Origin of the sequence: Sphingobium sp. YR768, assembly GCF_900111125.1 — a bacterium.
GTDB lineage: Bacteria > Pseudomonadota > Alphaproteobacteria > Sphingomonadales > Sphingomonadaceae > Sphingobium.
Genome location: NZ_FOGE01000012.1, coordinates 1 through 19675 on the forward strand (window position 1 = coordinate 1; position 19675 = coordinate 19675).

At 62.6% G+C, this 19675-nt stretch carries 16 protein-coding genes; 9 read left to right on the plus strand and 7 right to left on the minus strand.

The window, feature by feature from the left end; all coding sequences use genetic code 11:
* Positions 1-166: 166 nt before the first annotated feature.
* On the plus strand, positions 167-1372 hold the full coding sequence (locus BMX92_RS14195) for a glycosyl hydrolase 53 family protein (RefSeq protein ID WP_093017595.1): 1206 nt from the start codon (positions 167-169) through the stop codon (positions 1370-1372).
* Positions 1369-2325, plus strand: a complete 957-nt coding sequence (locus tag BMX92_RS14200; protein WP_256213435.1) for a glycoside hydrolase family 43 protein — start codon at positions 1369-1371, stop codon at positions 2323-2325. Before BMX92_RS14195 ends, BMX92_RS14200 begins: the two co-directional genes overlap by 4 nt.
* Here the strand turns inward: BMX92_RS14200 and BMX92_RS14205 are convergent.
* Positions 2322-2993 (minus strand): GDSL-type esterase/lipase family protein, encoded by a 672-nt coding sequence (locus BMX92_RS14205; RefSeq protein WP_093017599.1) that lies wholly within the window; start codon positions 2991-2993, stop codon positions 2322-2324. The genes BMX92_RS14200 and BMX92_RS14205 overlap by 4 nt on opposite strands.
* Before the next feature lie 186 nt (positions 2994-3179).
* Between BMX92_RS14205 and BMX92_RS14210 the strand changes: the two genes are divergently transcribed.
* Complete coding sequence (locus BMX92_RS14210) at positions 3180-4139, plus strand: acyltransferase family protein (protein ID WP_093017855.1); 960 nt, start codon at positions 3180-3182, stop codon at positions 4137-4139.
* On the opposite strand, the gene BMX92_RS14215 is transcribed toward BMX92_RS14210, so the two are convergent.
* Both BMX92_RS14215 and purD read right to left on the minus strand, forming a co-directional pair.
* Entirely contained in the window at positions 4136-4762 is a 627-nt protein-coding gene (locus BMX92_RS14215) for a hypothetical protein (RefSeq protein WP_093017601.1), read from the minus strand. The two genes, BMX92_RS14210 and BMX92_RS14215, sit on opposite strands and share 4 nt — an antisense overlap.
* A gap of 68 nt (positions 4763-4830) precedes the next feature.
* Entirely contained in the window at positions 4831-6108 is a 1278-nt protein-coding gene (gene purD / locus BMX92_RS14220) for a phosphoribosylamine--glycine ligase (protein WP_093017857.1), read from the minus strand.
* Positions 6109-6115: 7 nt separating this feature from the next.
* On the opposite strand from purD, the gene xseA reads away from it, so the two are divergent.
* The 3 genes from xseA to BMX92_RS14235 are packed head-to-tail and all read left to right on the plus strand — an operon-like array spanning position 6116 to position 8688.
* Positions 6116-7609 (plus strand): exodeoxyribonuclease VII large subunit, encoded by a 1494-nt coding sequence (gene xseA / locus BMX92_RS14225; RefSeq protein WP_093017604.1) that lies wholly within the window; start codon positions 6116-6118, stop codon positions 7607-7609.
* A 24-nt stretch (positions 7610-7633) separates the two neighbouring features.
* Positions 7634-7846, plus strand: coding sequence for a DUF2093 domain-containing protein (locus BMX92_RS14230; RefSeq protein ID WP_093017606.1), 213 nt, complete (start codon positions 7634-7636; stop codon positions 7844-7846).
* Positions 7843-8688 (plus strand): M23 family metallopeptidase, encoded by an 846-nt coding sequence (locus BMX92_RS14235; protein ID WP_093017608.1) that lies wholly within the window; start codon positions 7843-7845, stop codon positions 8686-8688. The genes BMX92_RS14230 and BMX92_RS14235 overlap by 4 nt, the downstream gene beginning before the upstream one ends.
* 147 nt (positions 8689-8835) lie before the next feature.
* On the opposite strand, the gene BMX92_RS14240 is transcribed toward BMX92_RS14235, so the two are convergent.
* Entirely contained in the window at positions 8836-9381 is a 546-nt protein-coding gene (locus tag BMX92_RS14240; RefSeq protein ID WP_093017610.1) for a hypothetical protein, read from the minus strand.
* Positions 9382-9782: 401 nt separating this feature from the next.
* Here BMX92_RS14240 and BMX92_RS14245 point away from each other — a divergent pair, with 401 nt between their 5' ends.
* Positions 9783-12731, plus strand: coding sequence for a TonB-dependent receptor domain-containing protein (locus BMX92_RS14245; protein WP_093017612.1), 2949 nt, complete (start codon positions 9783-9785; stop codon positions 12729-12731).
* A gap of 78 nt (positions 12732-12809) precedes the next feature.
* On the opposite strand, the gene BMX92_RS14250 is transcribed toward BMX92_RS14245, so the two are convergent.
* Positions 12810-13853, minus strand: coding sequence for a hypothetical protein (locus tag BMX92_RS14250; RefSeq protein WP_256213436.1), 1044 nt, complete (start codon positions 13851-13853; stop codon positions 12810-12812).
* 19 nt (positions 13854-13872) lie between these two features.
* Here BMX92_RS14250 and BMX92_RS14255 point away from each other — a divergent pair, with 19 nt between their 5' ends.
* Positions 13873-15129, plus strand: coding sequence for an aspartyl/asparaginyl beta-hydroxylase domain-containing protein (locus BMX92_RS14255; RefSeq protein ID WP_177185053.1), 1257 nt, complete (start codon positions 13873-13875; stop codon positions 15127-15129).
* Positions 15130-15145: 16 nt separating this feature from the next.
* Here the strand turns inward: BMX92_RS14255 and BMX92_RS14260 are convergent, their stop codons facing one another.
* Positions 15146-16636: a tetratricopeptide repeat-containing sulfotransferase family protein gene (locus BMX92_RS14260; protein ID WP_143066793.1), complete on the minus strand. Its 1491-nt coding sequence runs from the start codon at positions 16634-16636 to the stop codon at positions 15146-15148.
* 93 nt (positions 16637-16729) lie between these two features.
* Between BMX92_RS14260 and BMX92_RS14265 the strand changes: the two genes are divergently transcribed.
* The gene (locus tag BMX92_RS14265; protein ID WP_256213437.1) at positions 16730-17023 is read left to right on the plus strand and encodes a hypothetical protein; all 294 of its coding nucleotides are present in this window, start codon (positions 16730-16732) and stop codon (positions 17021-17023) included.
* Positions 17024-17065: 42 nt separating this feature from the next.
* Here BMX92_RS14265 and clpB read toward each other — a convergent pair whose 3' ends face one another.
* Positions 17066-19645: an ATP-dependent chaperone ClpB gene (gene clpB, locus BMX92_RS14270; RefSeq protein ID WP_093017618.1), complete on the minus strand. Its 2580-nt coding sequence runs from the start codon at positions 19643-19645 to the stop codon at positions 17066-17068.
* Positions 19646-19675 lie beyond the last annotated feature (30 nt).

A 19675-nucleotide genomic window follows, 5' to 3' on the forward strand; every position in this document is an offset into this window, starting at 1 on the left:
GTTCCTGTCTTCCAGCGCCGCCAACTATATCCATGGCCATGTCCTGGCCGTCGATGGCGGGTGGCTCGCGCGGTGAGGTGAATACACTGGGCTCCTGCTTTCGCAGGAGCACCGATTGCCAAGAGGAGGACATAGCCTCCCGCAACAGACCAACAGGAGAGGTTCCATGCCTGACAGACGCACCTTGCTTCGATCGACCGGGCTGGCGGCCCTTGGGCTGGCGCTGCCGGCCGGGGCGGCAACTCATAAGGGCGCGCGGCCCGGCCCCTATCTGATCGGCGCGGATATCAGCTGGATTCCCGAGGATGAGGCGGCGGGCGCCCGCTATTTCGTGGACGGCGTGCAGAAAGACCCGATCCTGATCCTGCGCGACGCCGGGTTCAATGCGATCCGGTTGCGCATCTTCGTCGATCCGGCGAAGGGCTATTCCAAGCGCGAGCCTGACAAGGCCTGGGCTGGGCTGGCGCAGACAGTGGCGCTGGGCAAGCGCATCCGCGATGCCGGCCTCTATCTGGTGCTGAGCTTCCATTATAGCGATATCTGGGCCGATCCGGAGCATCAGGGCGTGCCGGCGGCATGGACCGGCTATGACCTGCCGCAACTGGCGAGAGCCGTCGAAGCGCATACGCATGACACGCTGGTCGCGATGCGGGCGGGCGGCGCGCCGGTGGATATGGCGGTGATCGGCAATGAGACGACGTTCGGCATATTATGGCCCCATGGCCGGGTGAAACTGTCGACGCCGACGGGCAATCCCGTCACCGACGCCAATCATGCCAAGGTGGGGGACGTCGGCGGCTTCGATGCCTTTGCCCAATTGTTGCGGGCCGGGATCGCGGGCGCGCGCAAGGCGGAACCCGGCATCGCCATCCAGTTGCACAATCATCTGGGTCGGCACTGGCCGATTGTGCGGGAGTGGACCGACGCGCTGATCGCCCGCAAGGTCGATTTCGATGTGATCGGCTTTTCCTGCTATCAACAGCGCGCGCAGGGCGACTGGGCGACCACCTTTGCCGAGTTCGTTAAGCGCTATCCCGACAAGGGGCTGCTGGTGGCGGAATATTCGAGCCGCAAACGCTATGTGAATGATCTGGTCCATGCCCTGCCCGGCAAACATGGCTGGGGCGCCTTCATCTGGGAGCCGACGCGGCATCAGGAGGCGATATTCGACCAGAATGGCCATAATGCCGGTGAGGGCGCGAAACCTGACCTGCTTTCGCAAGGCCTGAACAGCGCGGAGGCGCCCGGCGGGCTGGCGGGCCAGCCGGCGGCACCCGAACCCGAAGCGGAGGGGCCGATGGGCCATGGCGGGGATTATGTCGCCAATCCGCTGATCGACCTCTATCGCCAGATGGCGAAGGACTATCGGTGAGGCAGAAGGCAATGCGGCGGCGGGATTTCACATTGGGTCTGGGCGCGCTGGCGCTGGCCGGTTGCGCCACTACGCAGCAGGCACGGGCCGACGATCTGCTGGTCTTCGCCTATTTCACCACCGGCAAGGGCGAGGCGGACGGGCTGAAACTGGCGGTGAGCGAGGACGGCTTTGCCTTTCGTGCGATGGCTGGCGGACGCAGCCTGCTGGTGCCGGAGGTGGGCGAGAAGAAGCTGCTGCGCGATCCCTTCCTGTTCCATGACGGGCGGCGCTGGCATCTGCTATGGACCACGGCCTGGGAAGGCGTGACCATCGGCCATGCGACGAGCAGCGACCTGATCCACTGGACCGGACAGAAAGCGATAGCCGTGATGGCCGATGTAGCGGGCACGCGCAATTGCTGGGCGCCCGAAGCGATTTTCGATTCTCGCACGGGGCGGTATGAGATTTTCTGGTCGAGCACCGTTACAGCGCGCTTTGCCGAGACGGCTGGCACGTCCGAATCCGCCTATAATCATCGCCTCTGGCACAGCAGCACTGCGGATTTTCAGACATTGTCGCCGGCCGAGCCACTTTACGATCCCGGTTTCAGCGTGATCGACGGCACCTTTGCTCATGGTCCCGATGGCGGCCTGTATCTGATCGTCAAGGATGAGACGGTCGCCCCGCCACGCAAATATTTGCAGGTCGCGCGGGCGCAAAGCCCCACCGGCCCGTTCGGTCCGCTGTCCCCACCCTTTTCGCCCGGCTGGGTCGAAGGACCGATGACGACGCGGATCGGCGACGCGCTGGTTTGTTATTATGACGTGTATAAGGAAGGGCGTTGGGGCGCGGCGATGACGCGCGATATGGTGCATTGGGAGGATGTCAGCGCCCGGCTGACAATGCCCATGGGCGCGCGCCATGGATCGCTGCTGCAAGTGCCGCGTGCGGTGGTCGAGGCGATCCGTTAACCCGCCTGACCGCAGCGCTGGATCAGCGGCTGCGGCAGGATCGCGTCCAGCCTCTGGCGAACGACCTGGGCCCAGATGCGATAGCCCTGCGCATTCATATGAACACCGTCGGGCTGGTAATTGTCGCCCAGCTTGCCATCAACGAAGAGCGGCGTGGTGATATCGCCATAATAGGCGCTGCGCATATGCGGCAGGAAGTTCTGAACCGCCGCGTTCAACAGGCGCTGTTCGCCCAGAAATTTCAGGCGCCCCGGACTGGGCTTGGCCGACAGCAGCAGCACGGGAACGCCGGGCAGCAACCGGTCGCGCAGGTCGAACAGCGTCGCAATCTGGCGCATCACCTTGCGAACGGGCACGCCGCTGGCGATGTCATTTTCCCCCACATAGACGATGAGCGCGCGGGGCCGCCCCTCTTCGCTGGTGTCGATCGTGGCGAAACGGGGCAGGATGTCCGACAGGGTCGCGCTGTTGATGCCGCGATTATGCGTTGCCCAAGGGGCCATATCCTGTTGCAGGCTGGTCCAGCGATGGATGGACGAACTGCCCACGAACCAGAGCGCGCAATCCTGTTGCCCCACCCGATCGTCCGGCAGGGGCGCATGTACCGTCCTGTAGCGATTATAGAGGGCGCGTCCGGTGAAGATGAGCGCCACGACCAGCAGGAGCATGACGATTCTGCTGAGAGGCGATAAACTGAAAGTGCGCAATATGACGATCCCCTGTTAACCCTCGTCCGGCTGTCCGTACCCCATCGCAAGGCGGTCTTAGCCAAGCACTAGCCTATTCATTCACCAAATTCGTTAAACCGCCCTAAAGTTCATATGCGGCAAGCACGTTATGGGACCGGGGGGTATGTGGGCAAAAATCCGTCGATCGACCTGCTGAAAGGCATGCTGATGCTGCTCGTCATGGCTGGACATGCCATGGAGCTGGCGCATCAGCAGCATCTGGCGCTGTGGATCGGCGCCGGGTTCCGCATGCCGTTGATGATCGGCATTTCGGGCTATCTGCTCAATGTCGCGCGCACGCGAGCCGCACCGTCCGCCGATCTTTTCAAACGCTATGGGGAAAGGATGCTGCTGCCCTGGGTGGTGGCGCTGATCGCCTATGTGCTGGCGACCGGCGCGCCGCTGTCCTGGCAGACGCCGCTGGACCTGTTGCTGCGTCCGCCCTTCCACCTTTGGTATGTGCCGGTCCTCTTCTTCCTGATCGTGACGACGCGACTGGTGCGATTGTCTCCGCTGATGCTGCTGGCGATCGGCGCGCCGATCAGCGTGGCGACCATGTATGCGTTCGGGCTGGACCATGCCCCGATCGGGACGAGCCTGTTGTCCCCCGACAGCCGCTATATCCGCTATCCGGTCTATTTCTTCTTCGGCATGCTGATGGCGGAACGGGGTCTGGCGACCCGCTATCTGGGAATCGTGCTGCTGGTACTGACGCTGGGCCTGACCTGGTGGTCGGGGTTGCAGGGGAGCGGCCATGCACTGGCCTATGTCCCCGCGCGGCTGATGATGAATCTGAGCCTGATCGCGCTGTTGCCGCTGCTGTCGACGGTGCGCCTGTCCTTCGCACCGCTCAACCGGATCGGCCGGGACAGCCTGTTCTTCTATCTGTGGCACCCGATGGTCATGGGTGTGGTGCTGATGAGCGGCGTGGGCGGCCCGATGATGCTGGCGCTATCGGTTCTGCTACTGGCCGGGATCAGCCGTGTGACCTCTGCCAGCACGCCGCTGCGCCGATGGCTGGGCAGCGCACCGCCATCCCGGCGGTCGCAAGCGGCGCCGGAAGACGCGCTGCCCCAGCCGGTTTAGAGCTTGCCGTACTTAGCCTCGAAACCGGCAATGTCCCCGGCGGCGAGATATTTGGCCTGATCGATCCACTGGTCGCGGACTGGGCGGCCTTTGAAATTGCCGAGTTTCGCGTCGATCGTGGCGATGTCCGTATCGGTCCAGGCGGCGATCTGGGCGAAGCTGGTGACGCCGAGGTCGGTCAGCAGCGTCTTGAGCTTGGGACCGACGCCCTTGAGCCGGAGCAGGTCGTCGCCTTCATCGGCCGGGGTCGTGACGGCCGGAGAGACGGGCACCGGTTCGGCGACCGGTTCGACAACGGGCGCTTCCGGCCCTGCGGGTTCGACCGGGGCAGGCTCGACGGCGACCGGTTCAACGGCCACGGGTGCAACCGTGACAGGTTCCGGCTCAGCAGGAACGGGTTCGACTGCAACGGGTTCGATGGAAACTGGCACAACCGGCACGGGCGCCGCGACCACCGGTTCGGCCAGCAGCGGCGCGGGTGCCGTTTCGACCGGAGCGGGTGGCGCGGCGGGTTCGGCTGGCAGATCAGCCTTGCGCTTGCCCGAAAGCAGGAAGATCAAGACGATGATCACGAGCAGGGCCACCAGCAGCCACAGCCCATAGTCCATGAAGAATTCCTGCATCGCGCATCACCTCTCTGATCGTGCGTGTCGGCTTATTTAAGGACGCTTGCGCGTGCGGGGCAAGGGCGTCACGCCTTTTCGCGTGCGACTTCCCGCCAGCCGATATCGCGACGGCAGAAGCCGGTGGGGAAATCGATCGCATCGACGGCGGCATAGGCGGCGGCCTGCGCCGCGCCGACCGTGTCAGCGGTGGCGGTGACGTTGAGGACGCGCCCGCCATTGGCGACCAGTGCGCCATCCTTGTCCGCGGTGCCGGCGTGGAAGACCTTTGCCCCGCCCTGCTCCGCCGCATCGATGCCGGCAATCGCGCCGCCCTTTTGCGGCGTGTCAGGATAACCCTTTGCCGCCATGACGATGGTGAGCGCGGTGCGATCGGCCAGTTGAACCGGCCCCTGCTCGGCCAGCCGACCCTGCGCCACGGCGAGCAGCAGGTCGACCAGATCGCCGTCGAAACGGGTCATCAGCACCTGACATTCCGGGTCGCCGAAACGGGCATTATATTCGATCAGCTTGGGGCCTTCGGCGGTCAGCATCAGGCCGGCATAGAGGACGCCCGAATAGGGAATCCCCTCGGCCGCGAGCGTATCGACGGTCGGCTGGATGATCTTTTCCAGCACCTCGGCTTCGAGGGCCGGGGTCAGGACGCGGGCGGGGCTGTAGGCGCCCATGCCGCCGGTATTGGGACCGACATCGCCATCGCCGACGCGCTTATGATCCTGCGCGGAGCCGAAGGGCAGGATGGCGCTGCCGTCGGTGAGCGCGAAGAAGCTGGCTTCCTCGCCGGTCATGAATTCTTCGAGGACGACTTCCTCCCCGGCAGCGCCGAACGCGCCGGAGAACATGGTGTCGAGCGCGGCGAGTGCTTCATCGCGGGTTTCGGCGATGATCACGCCCTTGCCTGCGGCGAGGCCATCCGCCTTGATCACCACCGGCAGCGCGAAATCGTCAAGCGCGGCGATCGCGCCATCCTTGCTGGTGACGCGGTCATAAGCGGCGGTCGGGATATTGGCGCGCCGGCACAGATCCTTGGTGAAGCCCTTCGACCCTTCAAGCTGGGCAGGCTTCTTGTTGGGGCCGAACACCGGCACGCCCATGGTGCGCAGATTGTCGGCCAGACCATCGACCAGCGGCGCTTCCGGCCCGATCACCACCAGGCCGATCGAATGGCGGGTGCAGAAATCCAGCACGGCGCGATGATCGGTCGCGTCGAGGTCGACCAATTGCGCATGCTGGGCTATGCCCGGATTGCCCGGCGCGGCATAGAGCGTCGTCAGCCGGGGCGATTGCGCCAGCTTCCACGCCAGCGCATGTTCGCGGCCGCCGCCGCCAAGCAGAAGGATGTTCATCTCGCCCATGTCCCCGGAATATGATGCCTATGACAGTTCGGGCCGCCTGTTAGCCGAGGAAAGGGCGGGGGACAACGCGCCGCCGCTTTCAGTCAGCGAATTGTCGGGATTGCTGAAGCGCACGGTCGAGGACCGGTTCGGCCATGTGCGGCTGCGCGGCGAGATTTCCGGGTTCAAGCGGGCGGCGTCAGGGCATCTTTATCTGGCGCTGAAGGACGAGAATGCCGTGCTGGACGGGGTGATGTGGAAGGGCGGCGCGCAGCGGCTGGCCTTCAGCCCGCAGGACGGGGTGGAGGTGATCGCCACCGGCAAGCTGACCACCTATCCGGGGCGGTCCAAATATCAGATCGTGATCGACCGGATGGAACTGGCCGGCGAAGGCGCGCTGATGGCGCTGCTGGAAAAGCTGAAGGCGAAGCTGGCGGGCGAAGGACTGTTTGCGGCGGAGCGCAAGAAGCCCCTGCCCTTCCTGCCGCGCACGATCGGCGTCGTGACGTCGCCGACCGGGGCGGTGATCCGCGATATTCTCCATCGGCTGGCCGATCGATGCCCGACCAATGTGCTGTTGTGGCCGGTGCTGGTGCAGGGACAGGGCGCGGCCGAGCAGGTGGCGCGCGCAGTGCGGGGGTTCAGCGCGATGGATGGCAGCGGGCCGCTGCCCCGGCCGGATCTGGTGATCGTGGCGCGCGGCGGCGGCTCGATCGAGGATCTGTGGAGCTTCAACGAGGAAATCGTGGTGCGGGCGGTGGCGGATTGCACCATCCCGATCATCAGCGCCGTGGGGCATGAGACGGACACGACCCTGTGCGACTATGCCGCAGACCGGCGGGCGCCCACGCCGACCGCTGCGGCGGAAATGGCGGTGCCGGTCCGGGCGGAATTGCTGGCGGGATTGAGCGAAATGGGCCTGCGCGCCGGGCGGGCGGTGCGGCGCGGAGCGGCGCAGGCGCGGGAACGTCTGGATATGCAGGCGCGGTTGATGCCGACGCCTGACATGTTGCTGGCGCCGCAGCGGCAGCGGCTGGATCAATTGTCCGACGGGCTGGTGAGCGGATTGCGGCACCGGCTGGCGGATGCGCGGGCGCATCTGGGGCAAGCGGGCGGCGCGCTGCGGCCGGCGCTGTTGCAGCAATATGTGTCGCGTGCGGGTGAGCGGCTCGACCGATTGCAGATGCGGCCCGCTTATCTGACGCGCGCCTTGTCCGAGCGGGCGACCGCTTTCGACCGGGTATCGCGCCATTTCACCTCGCTCAATCCCGACCTGCCCTTGCAGCGGGGCTATGCGCGGGTGATGGCGCAGGGGCAGTTGGTGCAGTCGGTGGCGGCGGCGCAGGCAGCCGGACAGGTGACGCTGCACTTCAAGGATGGCACCGTGGATGCGGCGGTCGGGGATGCAGCCATGCTTGAGAAGAGTGCGCCAGGCGTTATATCTTCCCCTGCCCGTCCCGCGCGAAAGGCGCGCGACGACGGCGAAAAGCAGCAGCAGGATCTGTTTTCCTGAGCTGCGCATGATTTGAGGCCTGCCATGTTGATGTCCCATCGCGACCGGATCGCCCGGCTCCATTATCTGCCCTACAGCTTCCGCGTGTTGCAGGCCGGCGACCATGTGCTGTGCGCGGTGACGGGACGACGGATCGCGCTGGAGGATCTGCGCTACTGGAGCATCGCCCGGCAGGAACCCTATGCCAGCGCCGAAGCATCGGTGCAGGCGGAGATGAAGGCGGCCAGCGCAGGATGAGGGCGATTGCGTGCGCGCTGCTGCTCCTGATCGCGGGGACGGCGACCGCCCAGCCGGCCAAGCTGCCCGACCCCGCCGACTTTCATCTGTCGGGTCAGGCGATTCAGGGCGGGGCGCTGATCGGCACAGTCCCGGCCGGCACGGTAATGCTGTTGCTGGACGACAAGCCGGTCGCGGTGGATGCAGACGGCCGCTTCCTGATCGCCTTCGACCGCGATGCTCCGTCGGCTGCCCGGCTGAGCGCGCGGACATCCGATGGGCGGACATTGGACCAGATGCTGTCCGTCGCGCCGCGCGACTGGCGGATCGAGCGGATCAATGCGCCGATGCGGCCGACGAAAAGCACGGAAGCCTTTCTGGCGCTACGTAAGCCGGAGTTAGAGGCGATCGCCGCTGCCCGCACGACGGTGACGGACGCGCAGGGGTGGCGGCAGCGCTTCGTCTGGCCGCGCCTCGGCCGGATTTCCGGGCTGTTCGGGGCGCAGCGCATCTATCAGGGGACGCCGGGCGCCTATCATGGCGGCGTCGACGTTGCCGCCGCGACGGGCGAACCGGTGGTGGCGCCCGCCGATGGCGTGGTGATCCTGGCCGCGAGCGACAAGCCCTTCACGCTGGAGGGGCATTTGCTGATGATCGACCATGGCCATGGCCTCAACAGCGCTTTCCTGCACCTGTCGCGGATCGACGTGAAGGTCGGCGACCATGTGGCGCAGGGGCAACGCATCGGCGCGGTCGGCGCGACCGGGCGCGCCACCGGGCCGCATCTGCACTGGGGCATGAAATGGAATGACGCGCGGATCGACCCGCTGCTGATCGCGGGACCGATGCCTACGGGGCTGTAAAATCTAGGACCGATCGACATTTAGAAGATGACGCGCCGAAAATGGTGGTTTTTCGCGACCCGGAGTGCAGCGTACTAAAAGTACGTGAGCACCGGAAGCGCGAAAAACCGCCATTTGCAGGCCGTCAGGGCTGAATGTCGATCGGTCCTAGCTGATGCGCTTCATCCGGACAGCACGGCCGCCGTCGACTTTACCAAAGAAGCTGCCCATCGCTGCGCGCTTGAGTTCGATTGCCTGACCGACTTTGGGATCACGGCCGGCCACAGCCTCGGTCGTCATCCACTGGGCGCCGTCCTCCAGACCGATCTGCCATTTGCCATAACCCAAGCTGCGGACCGATGCGATGACAGCCTGAATCTGGGTCAAGCCCTCCGTCTCGGGCTTGTCCGCATCATCATCCCCCCCGCCCAGGAAGGGGAGCTTGGGAAAAGAGAAGCCGAACAAGGTCTTGCGCGTCTTGTTGAGTTCCCCCTTGTCGAGGACGACCACTTCGTCGCGCTGGGATGCCGCATCCATGGCGGCCACCTGCCGGTCGAAACAGGCGAGGCGCGCCGCATTGTCTGCGATGGCACGACACTGGAGCAGGTCGGTGAAGATTTCCGGACGGGGCTGCTGCGCCTTGGGCGCGGCCTGTGCCTGAACGGCCAGAAGAGAGAGAGCGACACCCCCAACGCAACCCCATTTGCCGTTCATGATCGTCCCTTCCTGCCCATGCCGTCACCTGTCTCGCCCTAGCATGCACCGGCTGGCAAATCGGTCAATATCCCGAAATGGGGGTGCAGGCCCTCACCTCGCATCACAATCGATCCGCGTTCACATGCAATGATGCATTATTGCTACAGCACTTTGCAATTTCACGAAATTAAATTGCAATACGAACGTAAAACAGCCCTACACCGATCTTGTTGCATTTATGATACAGCCGCGATCAAAAGCGGTGTTTCCCGATTTCCCACGCTTTACAGAGCCCTGAACGCCGCGCAGTTTCCTGCCATCCATATGGGGGGGATCGCTGTCGGGCACCTTATCCCTTCCATACGGGCCACTTGAAGTGGCAGGCCATCTGCCAAACTCCAGAGCAAGGGACTGGAACCGTGAAAATATTTTCGAAGAGGGCACTGTTGCGTGCCAGCGCCGCTCCGGCGATCCTGAGCGCGTCGTTGATCGCGACCGCCGCGTTCGCGCAGGAAGCACCGCAGGCTGCTGACGCGCCCGCCGAAGGCGATACCATCATCGTTACGGGTTCGCTGATCAAGAATCCGAACCTGGTTTCGTCGTCGCCGGTCACCGCCATTGGCGAAAACGAAATGCAGCTGCGCCAGACGACCAACGCAGAAACGCTGCTGCGCGACATTCCTGGTGTGGTTCCCAGCCTCGGTCAGAACGTGAATAACGGCAATGGCGGCGCCGCCTTCGTCGACTTGCGCGGCCTGGGCTACAATCGCAACATCGTTCTGCTGGACGGCAAGCGCGTTGCGCCTGCCGACTTCAATGGCGCATTCGACCTTAACAACATCCCGACCGCGCTGATCTCGCGCGTGGATGTGTTGACCGGCGGTGCATCGACCACCTATGGTGCCGACGCCGTTTCGGGCGTTGTCAACTTCATCACTCGTAACGATTTTGCCGGCATGGACCTGAGCATAGGTGAGCAGATCACCGATCAGGGTGACGGCAATCGCTTCAACGTCGACTTCACCGTCGGCGCCAACTTTGACGACGGCCGCGGCAATGCCGTGCTGTCGGTCGGCTATCAGGAAGTCGACCCGATCTATCAGGGCGACCGCGACATCTCGATCTTCGGCATTTCGTCGACGACCGGCCGCGGTTCGGGCTCGTCCTTCACTTCGACGCCGACCGGCATTTCCTTCCCGACCGAAGATACCCAGGTCGGACCTGACGGTTCGTCGCTGGTGCCCTTCTATCAGGGCTTCAACTTCAACCCGTACAATATCTTCGTAACGCCGTTCAAGCGCTTCAACATCTTCGGTTCGACCCGCTATGAAGTGTCGGACAAGGTAGAAGTGTTCTCGCGCGCGCTGTTCTCGAAGAACACGGTCGACACCATCATCGCCCCGTCGGGCATTTTCGGTACGCCGCTGTCGATTCCGGGCAACAACCCCTATCTGCCTACGGCTATCCGCGATCGCCTGTGCAACGAAGCCGGCATTACGCTGGGCGAAGCGTGCAACACCAACGGCGCAATTCCGATGCCGGCCGTGTATCGCCGTACCGTCGAAATCGGTCCGCGCATCAGCAGCTATGAAACGCAGATTTTCGATATCAACATCGGCACGCGCTATCATATCAATGACAGCCTGAGCCTGGAAGTTTACGGTTCGCATGGCGAAAGCCAGAACACCCAGACGCAGTCGGGCTATGTTCTGAACTCGCGTGTCCAGCAGGCGCTGAACGCAACCAACACCACGAGCTGCATCGACACGTCCAACAGCTGCGTACCGTTGAACCTGTTCGGCACGATCTCGGGCGATCAGGCTGCGTTCCTGAACGGTCAGAGCACGATCACCAACAAGACTGCCCTGTCGCAGGCACATGCCATGGTGTCCGGTGATTTTGGTGTGACTTCGCCGATGGCATCCAACCCGGTTTCGTTCGCGGCCGGTGCGGAATATCGCAACTATACCGCGCAGCGTATCCCCGACAATCTGTCGCTGGTTCCGGGTGAACTGGGTGGCGCCGGCGGTGCCGTTCTGCCGCTGGACGGTGGTTATGACGTCTACGAATTCTTCGGCGAAGTCATTGCCCCGCTGGTTTCGGATCGTCCCTTCTTCCAGGAACTGACCGTCGAAGGCGGCGTGCGTTATTCGAAGTATAAGGTCGATGCCGCCGGCAGCCCGCGCTTCAATGCCACGACGTACAAGTTCGGCGCCACCTGGGCCCCGATCGACGACGTCAAGATCCGGGGTAACTATCAGCGCGCGGTCCGCGCACCGAATATCGGTGAGCTGTTCGCACCTGTTTCTACCGGCCTGACCAACCTGTCGGTCGATCCCTGCGCCGGCGCTGCACCGACGCTCGACGCCAATCTGGCGGCGGTCTGCCTTGCGCAGGGCGCTCCGGCGGCATCGATCGGTTCAATCCAGAACCCGAGTGCGGATCAGGCCAATGCCACCGGTGGCGGCAACCCGAACATCCGTCCGGAAACCGCCAAGACGTTCACGGCGGGTATCGTCCTGCAGCCGCGTAATCTGGTGAGTGGTCTGACCATCACGGTCGATTACTACAACATCAAGATTTCCAACGCGATCACGGCGGCAACCCCGGCGGACATCATTGGCGCCTGCTTCGGGAACATCACGGCCGCTTCGGCGACCGATGAAGCCTGTACCTCAATCCGTCGCAATCCCGCCAACGGTCGTCTGAGCGGCACGTCCACGCCGGAAGTGCCGATCAACGGCCTGCCGCAGCCGCTGACCAATAACGGTCGCCTGGCAACCGATGGTATCGACCTGTCGATCAACTATCAGACCGATCTGAACTTCGCCAAGCTGGCGCTGGGCTTCAACGGGAACTGGACCCACAAGTCCACCTTCCAGGCAGCGGCCACCTCCTACAACCGCGATTGCGTGGGCTATTACAGCATCAACTGCGCATCCATTCAGCCGGAATTCTCCTTCACGCAGCGCACCACGCTGTCGTTCGACAAGATCGACGTCTCGCTCCTGTGGCGCTACATCGACAGCGTCGAATATGAAGGCCAGGCTTCCGACTATCTGGCGCGTGGCTTCACGGCTGGTAACCGGAACCTGTTCAACGGTGAAGTCACCGGTGCGGGTCCGCTGGTTGGCAAGAGCTACAACTTCAACAAGATCAATGCTTACAGCTATTTCGATCTGACCACGCGCTTTGCGGTGACCGACAATATCGACCTGACGATGTCGGCCTTCAATATCTTCGACAAGAAGCCGCCGGTCGTCGGTTCGGCTGCTGGTACGACGACGTACAACAGCGGCAACACCTTCCCGTCGACCTACGACGCGGTTGGCCGTCGCTTCGCAGCGACCGCTCGCCTCAAGTTCTGAGGATAGCGCTTAGAAAAGAAGGGCGGCCTTTCATGGCTGCCCTTTTTTTGTCCCGCTTCCGTGATCGCGCCGTTCAGATCATAGCGGGAGTGGAAGTTCCATGGGCACTCCCGCATTGCGGGCCACATGTTGCGCCCAAACCGCCACCTGTTCGATTTCCGCCAAATGAAGCTGTTGGCCCTGACGACGCTCCTCATCTCTCTGCCCCTGTTCAAAGGGCGTTCCATCCTTCGCATTTTGACGAAACACTGTATCGACCACGGTGGCGAAGCCGTCGACCGGCAGCGCGATATTCAGGAAAGCGGATGCCGCTTCCAGACTGCCCATAGGGTCTGCGATCAGTCTTTCGCTATCAAGGGTCCGAACCCGGTCCGGCCAGCGTTCCGCCATCGTTGCAAACAGGCGATGCTGGGCCAGCCAGCCAACGGCTGCGGCCTGAAGGTCTGTATGAAGCAGATAGTCGCGGGGCGTGAAGCCGAGATTGACCAAGCCGTCCACCAACTGCCGAGACAGAAGTTCCCGAACCCAAAGGCGCCCTGTCATACCCTTGCGCGCGATCGACGTCAGATAGACGTCCAACGGAGCGTGCAACAAAATGGCCTTGGCGCCCGGCCGCAAGGTCATCATGGCCGTGGCCAGTCCGTTAGCGACATTGGACGGCTTGATAATTGTCGCTTCTCCGGCTTCGAACGGCCGGGCAAGGAGAGACAAGCCATGATCGAGTACATGGCTGACCGCGTCAGGTGCAGCGCCCCGTTGCCGCCATCCTACCAGATCATTGAGGAGAACGGGCTCTTTCAACGTCATCGCCGCTCCGGGCAAATCCAGCGCATTGGCCAGCAGCGTCGAACAACAATAGGCGGAATGAAAGAGGAAATGGACGACATTGTCGGTCACTGCCACATCCCCGCGCCTGACAATCAGGGGCGGATGGCTTGGTGACAGACAGTCATCCGTCAAAAAAGGCGCAGACCGCCTGAGCGCCCGATCAACGGCGTGAAACTGAAACGCATCATGTTCAGGATCATAGCGGTGCGCAAGCCATTCGGCGCCGGGGTTCTTCTGGTAGAAATCTTGTGTCATAGCTGAGGCATGGTGCCTTTGCGCGCCAGATTCAACCATCACAAATCATGGAATTACGGTGCTGGCACAAGAGATCGGGCAACTTCTGGCAGCGGCGCAGCAGGCTCGCGCCGGTGGGCGAATTGAAGAGGAGAGCACCCTGCTGGCTCGCGCCGGATCACTAGCGCCCGACGATCCACTGGTTGCCAATACACGGGGCGTGCATGCCCTTGGCCGTGGAGCCTGGAACGATGCCCGCGCCTTTTTCGAGACAGCGATCAAGGCCGATCCGAACGAAGCCGCCCTTTGGATGAATCTGGCTACCGCCTGTCGCAGTGCCCGCGACGATGAAGGCGAACAGCGCAGTCTGGAAGGGGCGCTGGCCATCGATCGGCGTCATGTGATGGCCCAGTATAGAATGGCCGGCCTGTTCCAGCGCACCAACCGTCCTGCCCAAGCCGCGCAGGGCTGGAGCCATGTCGCACAATTGCTGGAAGGCATTGAAAACCCGCCATCTGCGGTTCGGGACATGCTATCCGAAGCAAGAGCCTATCTTGCTAAGCATAACGAGGCCATCGCCAGGGCGCTGGACGACGCTCTTTCCGACCAGATCGACATGCTCGGAACGCAAGGAAAGCGGCTGCGCGCCTGTATCGATCATAGCCTGGGACGGCGACGCATTTATCCCAATGTCTGCGCGGGCATTCATTATCCCTTCCTGCCTGCCGACGAATTTTTCGATCGCGCCCATTTCCCCTGGTTTGCTGAACTGGAAGCGCGAACCGATGCCATCAGGGCCGAAGCGGAAGCGATATTGTACGGTAAAGCCGACATGATCCGCCCCTATGTGCGAATGGAAAAGGGAGGGCCGGAAAATAAATGGTCCAGGCTGGACGGCTCACTGGACTGGACTGCCTGTTTCTTGTGGGAATATGGCGTCCGTAACGATGCTGTGTGCAATCTCTGTCCGGAGACGGCCAAGACGCTGGAAGCCGTGCCGCAAAGCAACATACCCGGCAAAGCGCCGTCCGCTTTCTTTTCTTTGCTGCGCCCCGGCGCACATATTCCGCCGCATACCGGCGTTACCAATAGCCGATCTATCATCCACCTGCCCCTGATCGTCCCCGACAACTGCGATTTCCGCGTGGGCGGAGAGACGCGAAGCTGGAAAGAGGGCGAGGCCTTCGGGTTCGACGACACGATCGAGCATGAAGCCTGGAATCACAGCGACAAACCGCGCGTGGTCCTGATTTTCGACGTATGGAACCCACATCTGAGTGCTGCAGAGCAAACTCTGCTCAGTCGCATGTTTGAAATTACGGGGATATCCGCGTGACGAACGGGGCGGCTGTTCAGGCCAGCCCCAGCTTTGTTCGCACGTCAGCAAGATGCGCGGCATAGTTGCGCCAGCGACCGGACGACCGATCATTCAACGGCTTGCGCACATGCCAGCTGCTGGCGGTTTTGACCGCATCCTGATCATTGGCAGTGTGGGCGCAGTCAGCTTCCCACGGTAAATCAAGCTCAGTCAGCACCGAGCGCATCACCGTTTCGGGATCCCGGACGAGAGCGTCATAATCAAGTTCGACGATGTCGTTCCCGAACAGAGCGCGCCAATGGCGCATCAATCGGTCGTGGCAACCCAGATAATGAACGATGTCATCCAGATCGAAGCCATAGCTGACGCCATCAGCGAAATAGAGGAAATAGATGGACAGGATATTGTCCAGCTGATGGCGATGTGTGTGGACAAATTTGGCATCCGGGAAAATCTGCTTGATCAAGCCGATGTGCAGAAAATTATCCGGTCGCTTGTCAGTGATGATGCCAGCGTTCGGGAAAGCGGCATCCAATTCTTGCCTGTACTGAACACCCAATGCTTTTGTCTGATCCGAAGAAAGGACAACCGCTGATTGAGGGTAGGGCACAAGGCGGTCTACGATCGCGGGAATGGTTTCATGCTCGCCCCCAGCGGTTATCAGCCGATGTCGCCCGATAAGACGCTCGGCCAAAGTGGAGCCCGAACGGAACAGGCCACAAATGAAAATAGGCGCTGGATTCCCGTCTTGAGGCCGTAGAAGCGTTGTCGTGCCCGTGCCGGATATCGGGTAACCGTCGATCAGCGCATCAACCAGTGTGTCCATGGCAGTACGATCATAAGCCAGAGCAGGATCAATCCGGCGCCGGGCAAGTCGATTTCCCTGATCAAAATGCGTGAAGGCTTCATCGAACCGTTGCAGCGCGTCCAAAGCGAGGCCCGCGGCGAAATGCAACTCGGCGCGATCTTCCTGCCGGACATGCTTGCTGGACATGGTGGCGTTCAGCCGCTCGAGTGCAGCATCCGCCAATCCCTGATGCAGGTCGATGGCAGTCAATCGACCATGGGCGCGCCCATTGAGCGGATCGAGCGTCAACACATGGCGATAGGCAGTTCTTGCTTCTTCTGCCCGGCCACAATCTTCATATATCGTCGCCAAATTCAGCAAAGCCGGCAAGAAAGTCGGATTATGATTCAGTGCTGCTCGCAGGGCAATAATAGCCGCGTCCTGGCGATGCAGATGCTCGGACATGATGGCCGCCCGGTTGAGATGCACCTCTTCCGGCCCATTTATCCCGAGGGCGAGCGCCCTGTCATAATGGTCAAGCGCAGCTTCAAACTGCCTGTCGCAACGCAACAGATAGGCCAGATTGAACCAGTCATCGGCAAAAGGCGCTGAACGCATGGCGATCAGATCACGAAAAGCCTGAATGGCAGCAATTACCTGCCCCGCCATCATCAACTGCACAGCTTGTCGCTGTAATTGCACAATGCGAGACGGCATATTTTGAAACCCGACGGTCAATTCATGTTCACCCGATAGCCCGGCGCATGCCCATTTACCGGCACGCCAAATCAGGGCATATCATCTGCACGATCTTTTAGGGAGAGTGGCGTCATGCAGCGCCTGCAATATGTTCTCGCAATATCAGCCTTTCTGATTCCTGCTTCCGTCCTTGCCCAACAGCCTCAGGACCCATCACCACATCCGGCAGCCAAGCTGGATCGCAAAGATCCCAATTATGTCCGATGCGTCAGCCAGGTTGAAACCGGATCGCTGGTCAAAAAGCGAAAAATTTGTCGTACTAACGCGGATTGGAGCAAGGCCGACGCCGCCGGCAGTCGCGATGCAGAGGATATACAGCTCCGTACCCGCCAGGGTTTTGATCCACGCGGCGCTGGTGGCGGCTGAATGAATTGAAGGGGAGCGACGCGAGCTCCACTCCCCTTCCCGTCATGCGATGGTGAGCGCCAGCGCCCCGTCGCCATCCTCGACCCGGACGGTCGATCCGTCGGGCACTTCGCCGCGCAGGATCAGGTCGGCCAGCGGGTCTTGCAGATAGCGCTGGACCGCGCGTTTGAGCGGCCGCGCGCCATAGACTGGATCATAGCCGACCCGGCCCAGCCAGGCGCGGGCGCCTTCGCTGAGGTCTAGGACGATCTTGCGATCCTTCAGCAGCTTGCCGATGCGCGCGACCTGAATGTCGACGATCGGCGCCATATGGGCGGCGCCAAGGCGGTGGAACAGGATCACTTCATCCAACCGGTTGAGGAATTCCGGGCGGAAGTGGCTCCGCACGATCTCCATCACTTGCGGCTCGACCTTCTCCACCGGTTCGTCGTCGGCCAATCCGGTCAGGAACTGGCTGCCCAGGTTCGACGTCAGCACGATGATCGTGTTGGTGAAGTCGACCGTGCGGCCCTGCCCGTCAGTCAGGCGACCATCGTCCAGCACCTGGAGCAGGATGTTGAACACATCGCCATGCGCCTTTTCGACTTCGTCGAACAGAACGACCTGATAGGGGCGACGGCGGACGGCTTCGGTCAGGACGCCGCCTTCCTCATAGCCGACATAGCCCGGAGGCGCGCCGATCAGGCGGGCGACGCTGTGCTTCTCCATGAATTCGCTCATGTCGATGCGCACCATCGCGCTGTCGTCATCGAACAGGAAACCGGCCAGCGCCTTGGTCAGTTCGGTCTTGCCGACGCCCGTGGGACCGAGGAAGAGGAAGGAGCCGAGCGGGCGGTTCGGGTCTTGCAGGCCGGCGCGGCTGCGGCGCACGGCGGTCGACACGGCTTTCACGGCATCGGCTTGCCCGATGACGCGCTTGCCCAGCGTTTCTTCCATCGCCAGCAGCTTTTCGCGCTCGCCGGTCATCATCCGTTCGACCGGGATGCCCGTCCAGCGGGCGACGACCCCGGCAATATCCTCCGCCGTCACTTCCTCGCGCAGCATCGCGCCTTCCGAGGCGGTTTCCGCTTCGGCCAGACGCTTCTCCAGCGCGGGAATGGTGCCGTAAGAGAGTTCGCTCATCTTCGCGAGATCGCCGGCGCGCTGCGCCTGCTCCAGTTCGAGGCGGGCGGCGTCGAGTTGCTCCTTGACCTTCGCTTCGCCGGCGATCTTGTCCTTTTCCGACTGCCAGCGGGTGGTGAGCGCGGCGGATTGCTCCTCCAGATTGGCGAGATCGGCTTCGAGCGCGGTCAGCCGGTCGGCCGAGGCCCGGTCGGTCTCCTTCTTCAGCGCCTCGCGCTCGATCTTGAGCTGGATGATGCGGCGGTCGAGATTTTCAATCTCTTCGGGCTTGCTCTCCACCTCCATGCGCAGGCGGCTGGCGGCTTCGTCCATCAGGTCGATCGCCTTGTCGGGCAGGAAACGGTCGGTGATGTAGCGGTTGCTGAGCGTCGCCGCGCTGACCAGCGCGCCGTCGGTGATGCGGACGCCGTGATGGAGTTCGTACTTCTCCTTCAGGCCGCGCAGGATGGAGATGGTGTCTTCCACCGTCGGTTCGCCAACGAAGACGGGCTGGAACCGCCGCTGGAGCGCCGGGTCTTTCTCCACATATTTGCGATATTCATCGAGCGTAGTCGCGCCGATGCAATGGAGTTCGCCACGCGCGAGGGCGGGTTTCAGGAGATTGCCGGCATCCATCGCGCCTTCGGATTTGCCCGCGCCGATCAGCGTGTGCATCTCGTCGATGAAGAGGATGATCTGGCCATCAGCGCCCTTCACCTCGTCCAGCACACCCTTCAAGCGCTCCTCGAACTCGCCGCGATATTTGGCGCCCGCGATCAGGCTGCCCATGTCGAGCGCCATCAGCGTGCGGTCCTTGAGCGTATCGGGCACGTCGCCATTGGCAATGCGCAGCGCGAGGCCTTCGGCGATCGCGGTCTTGCCGACGCCGGGTTCGCCGATCAGCACGGGGTTGTTCTTGGTGCGGCGAGCGAGGATCTGGATCGTGCGGCGGATTTCCTCATCGCGGCCGATGACCGGATCGAGTTTGCCGGCGCGCGCCGCGTCGGTCAGATCGCGGGCGAATTTCTTGAGCGCGTCGTAACGATCCTCCGCGCCTGCGGTGTCCGCGGTGCGGCCGCCGCGCAGGCTGTTGATCGCGGCGTTGAGCGATTCGGGGTTCACGCCTGCGGCCGCCAGCGCCTTGCCCGCCGTCGTGGTGGTGGCGAGGGTCAGGGCGAGGAGCAGCCGTTCGACGGTGACGAAGCTGTCGCCCGCCTTGGTCGCCACCTGTTCGGCGGAATCAAGGACGCGCACGGCGTCATTGTCGAGACCCGGCGTCTGCTGCGCGCCGCTGCCAGAGACGGACGGGACTTTCGCCAGCGCCGCATCGGTGTCGCGCAGCGCAACTTCGGCGGAACCGCCCGCTGCCTTGATCAGACCCGACGCCATGCCCTGCTGGTCCTCCAGCAGCGCCTTGAGCAAATGTTCCGGGCCGATCCGCTGATGACTCATGCGGATCGCCACGGTTTGCGCCGACTGAAGGAAGCCCTTGGCGCGATCAGTGAATTTTTCGAGGTTCATGCCATCCTCTTAATAAAATGCCACTTGGGG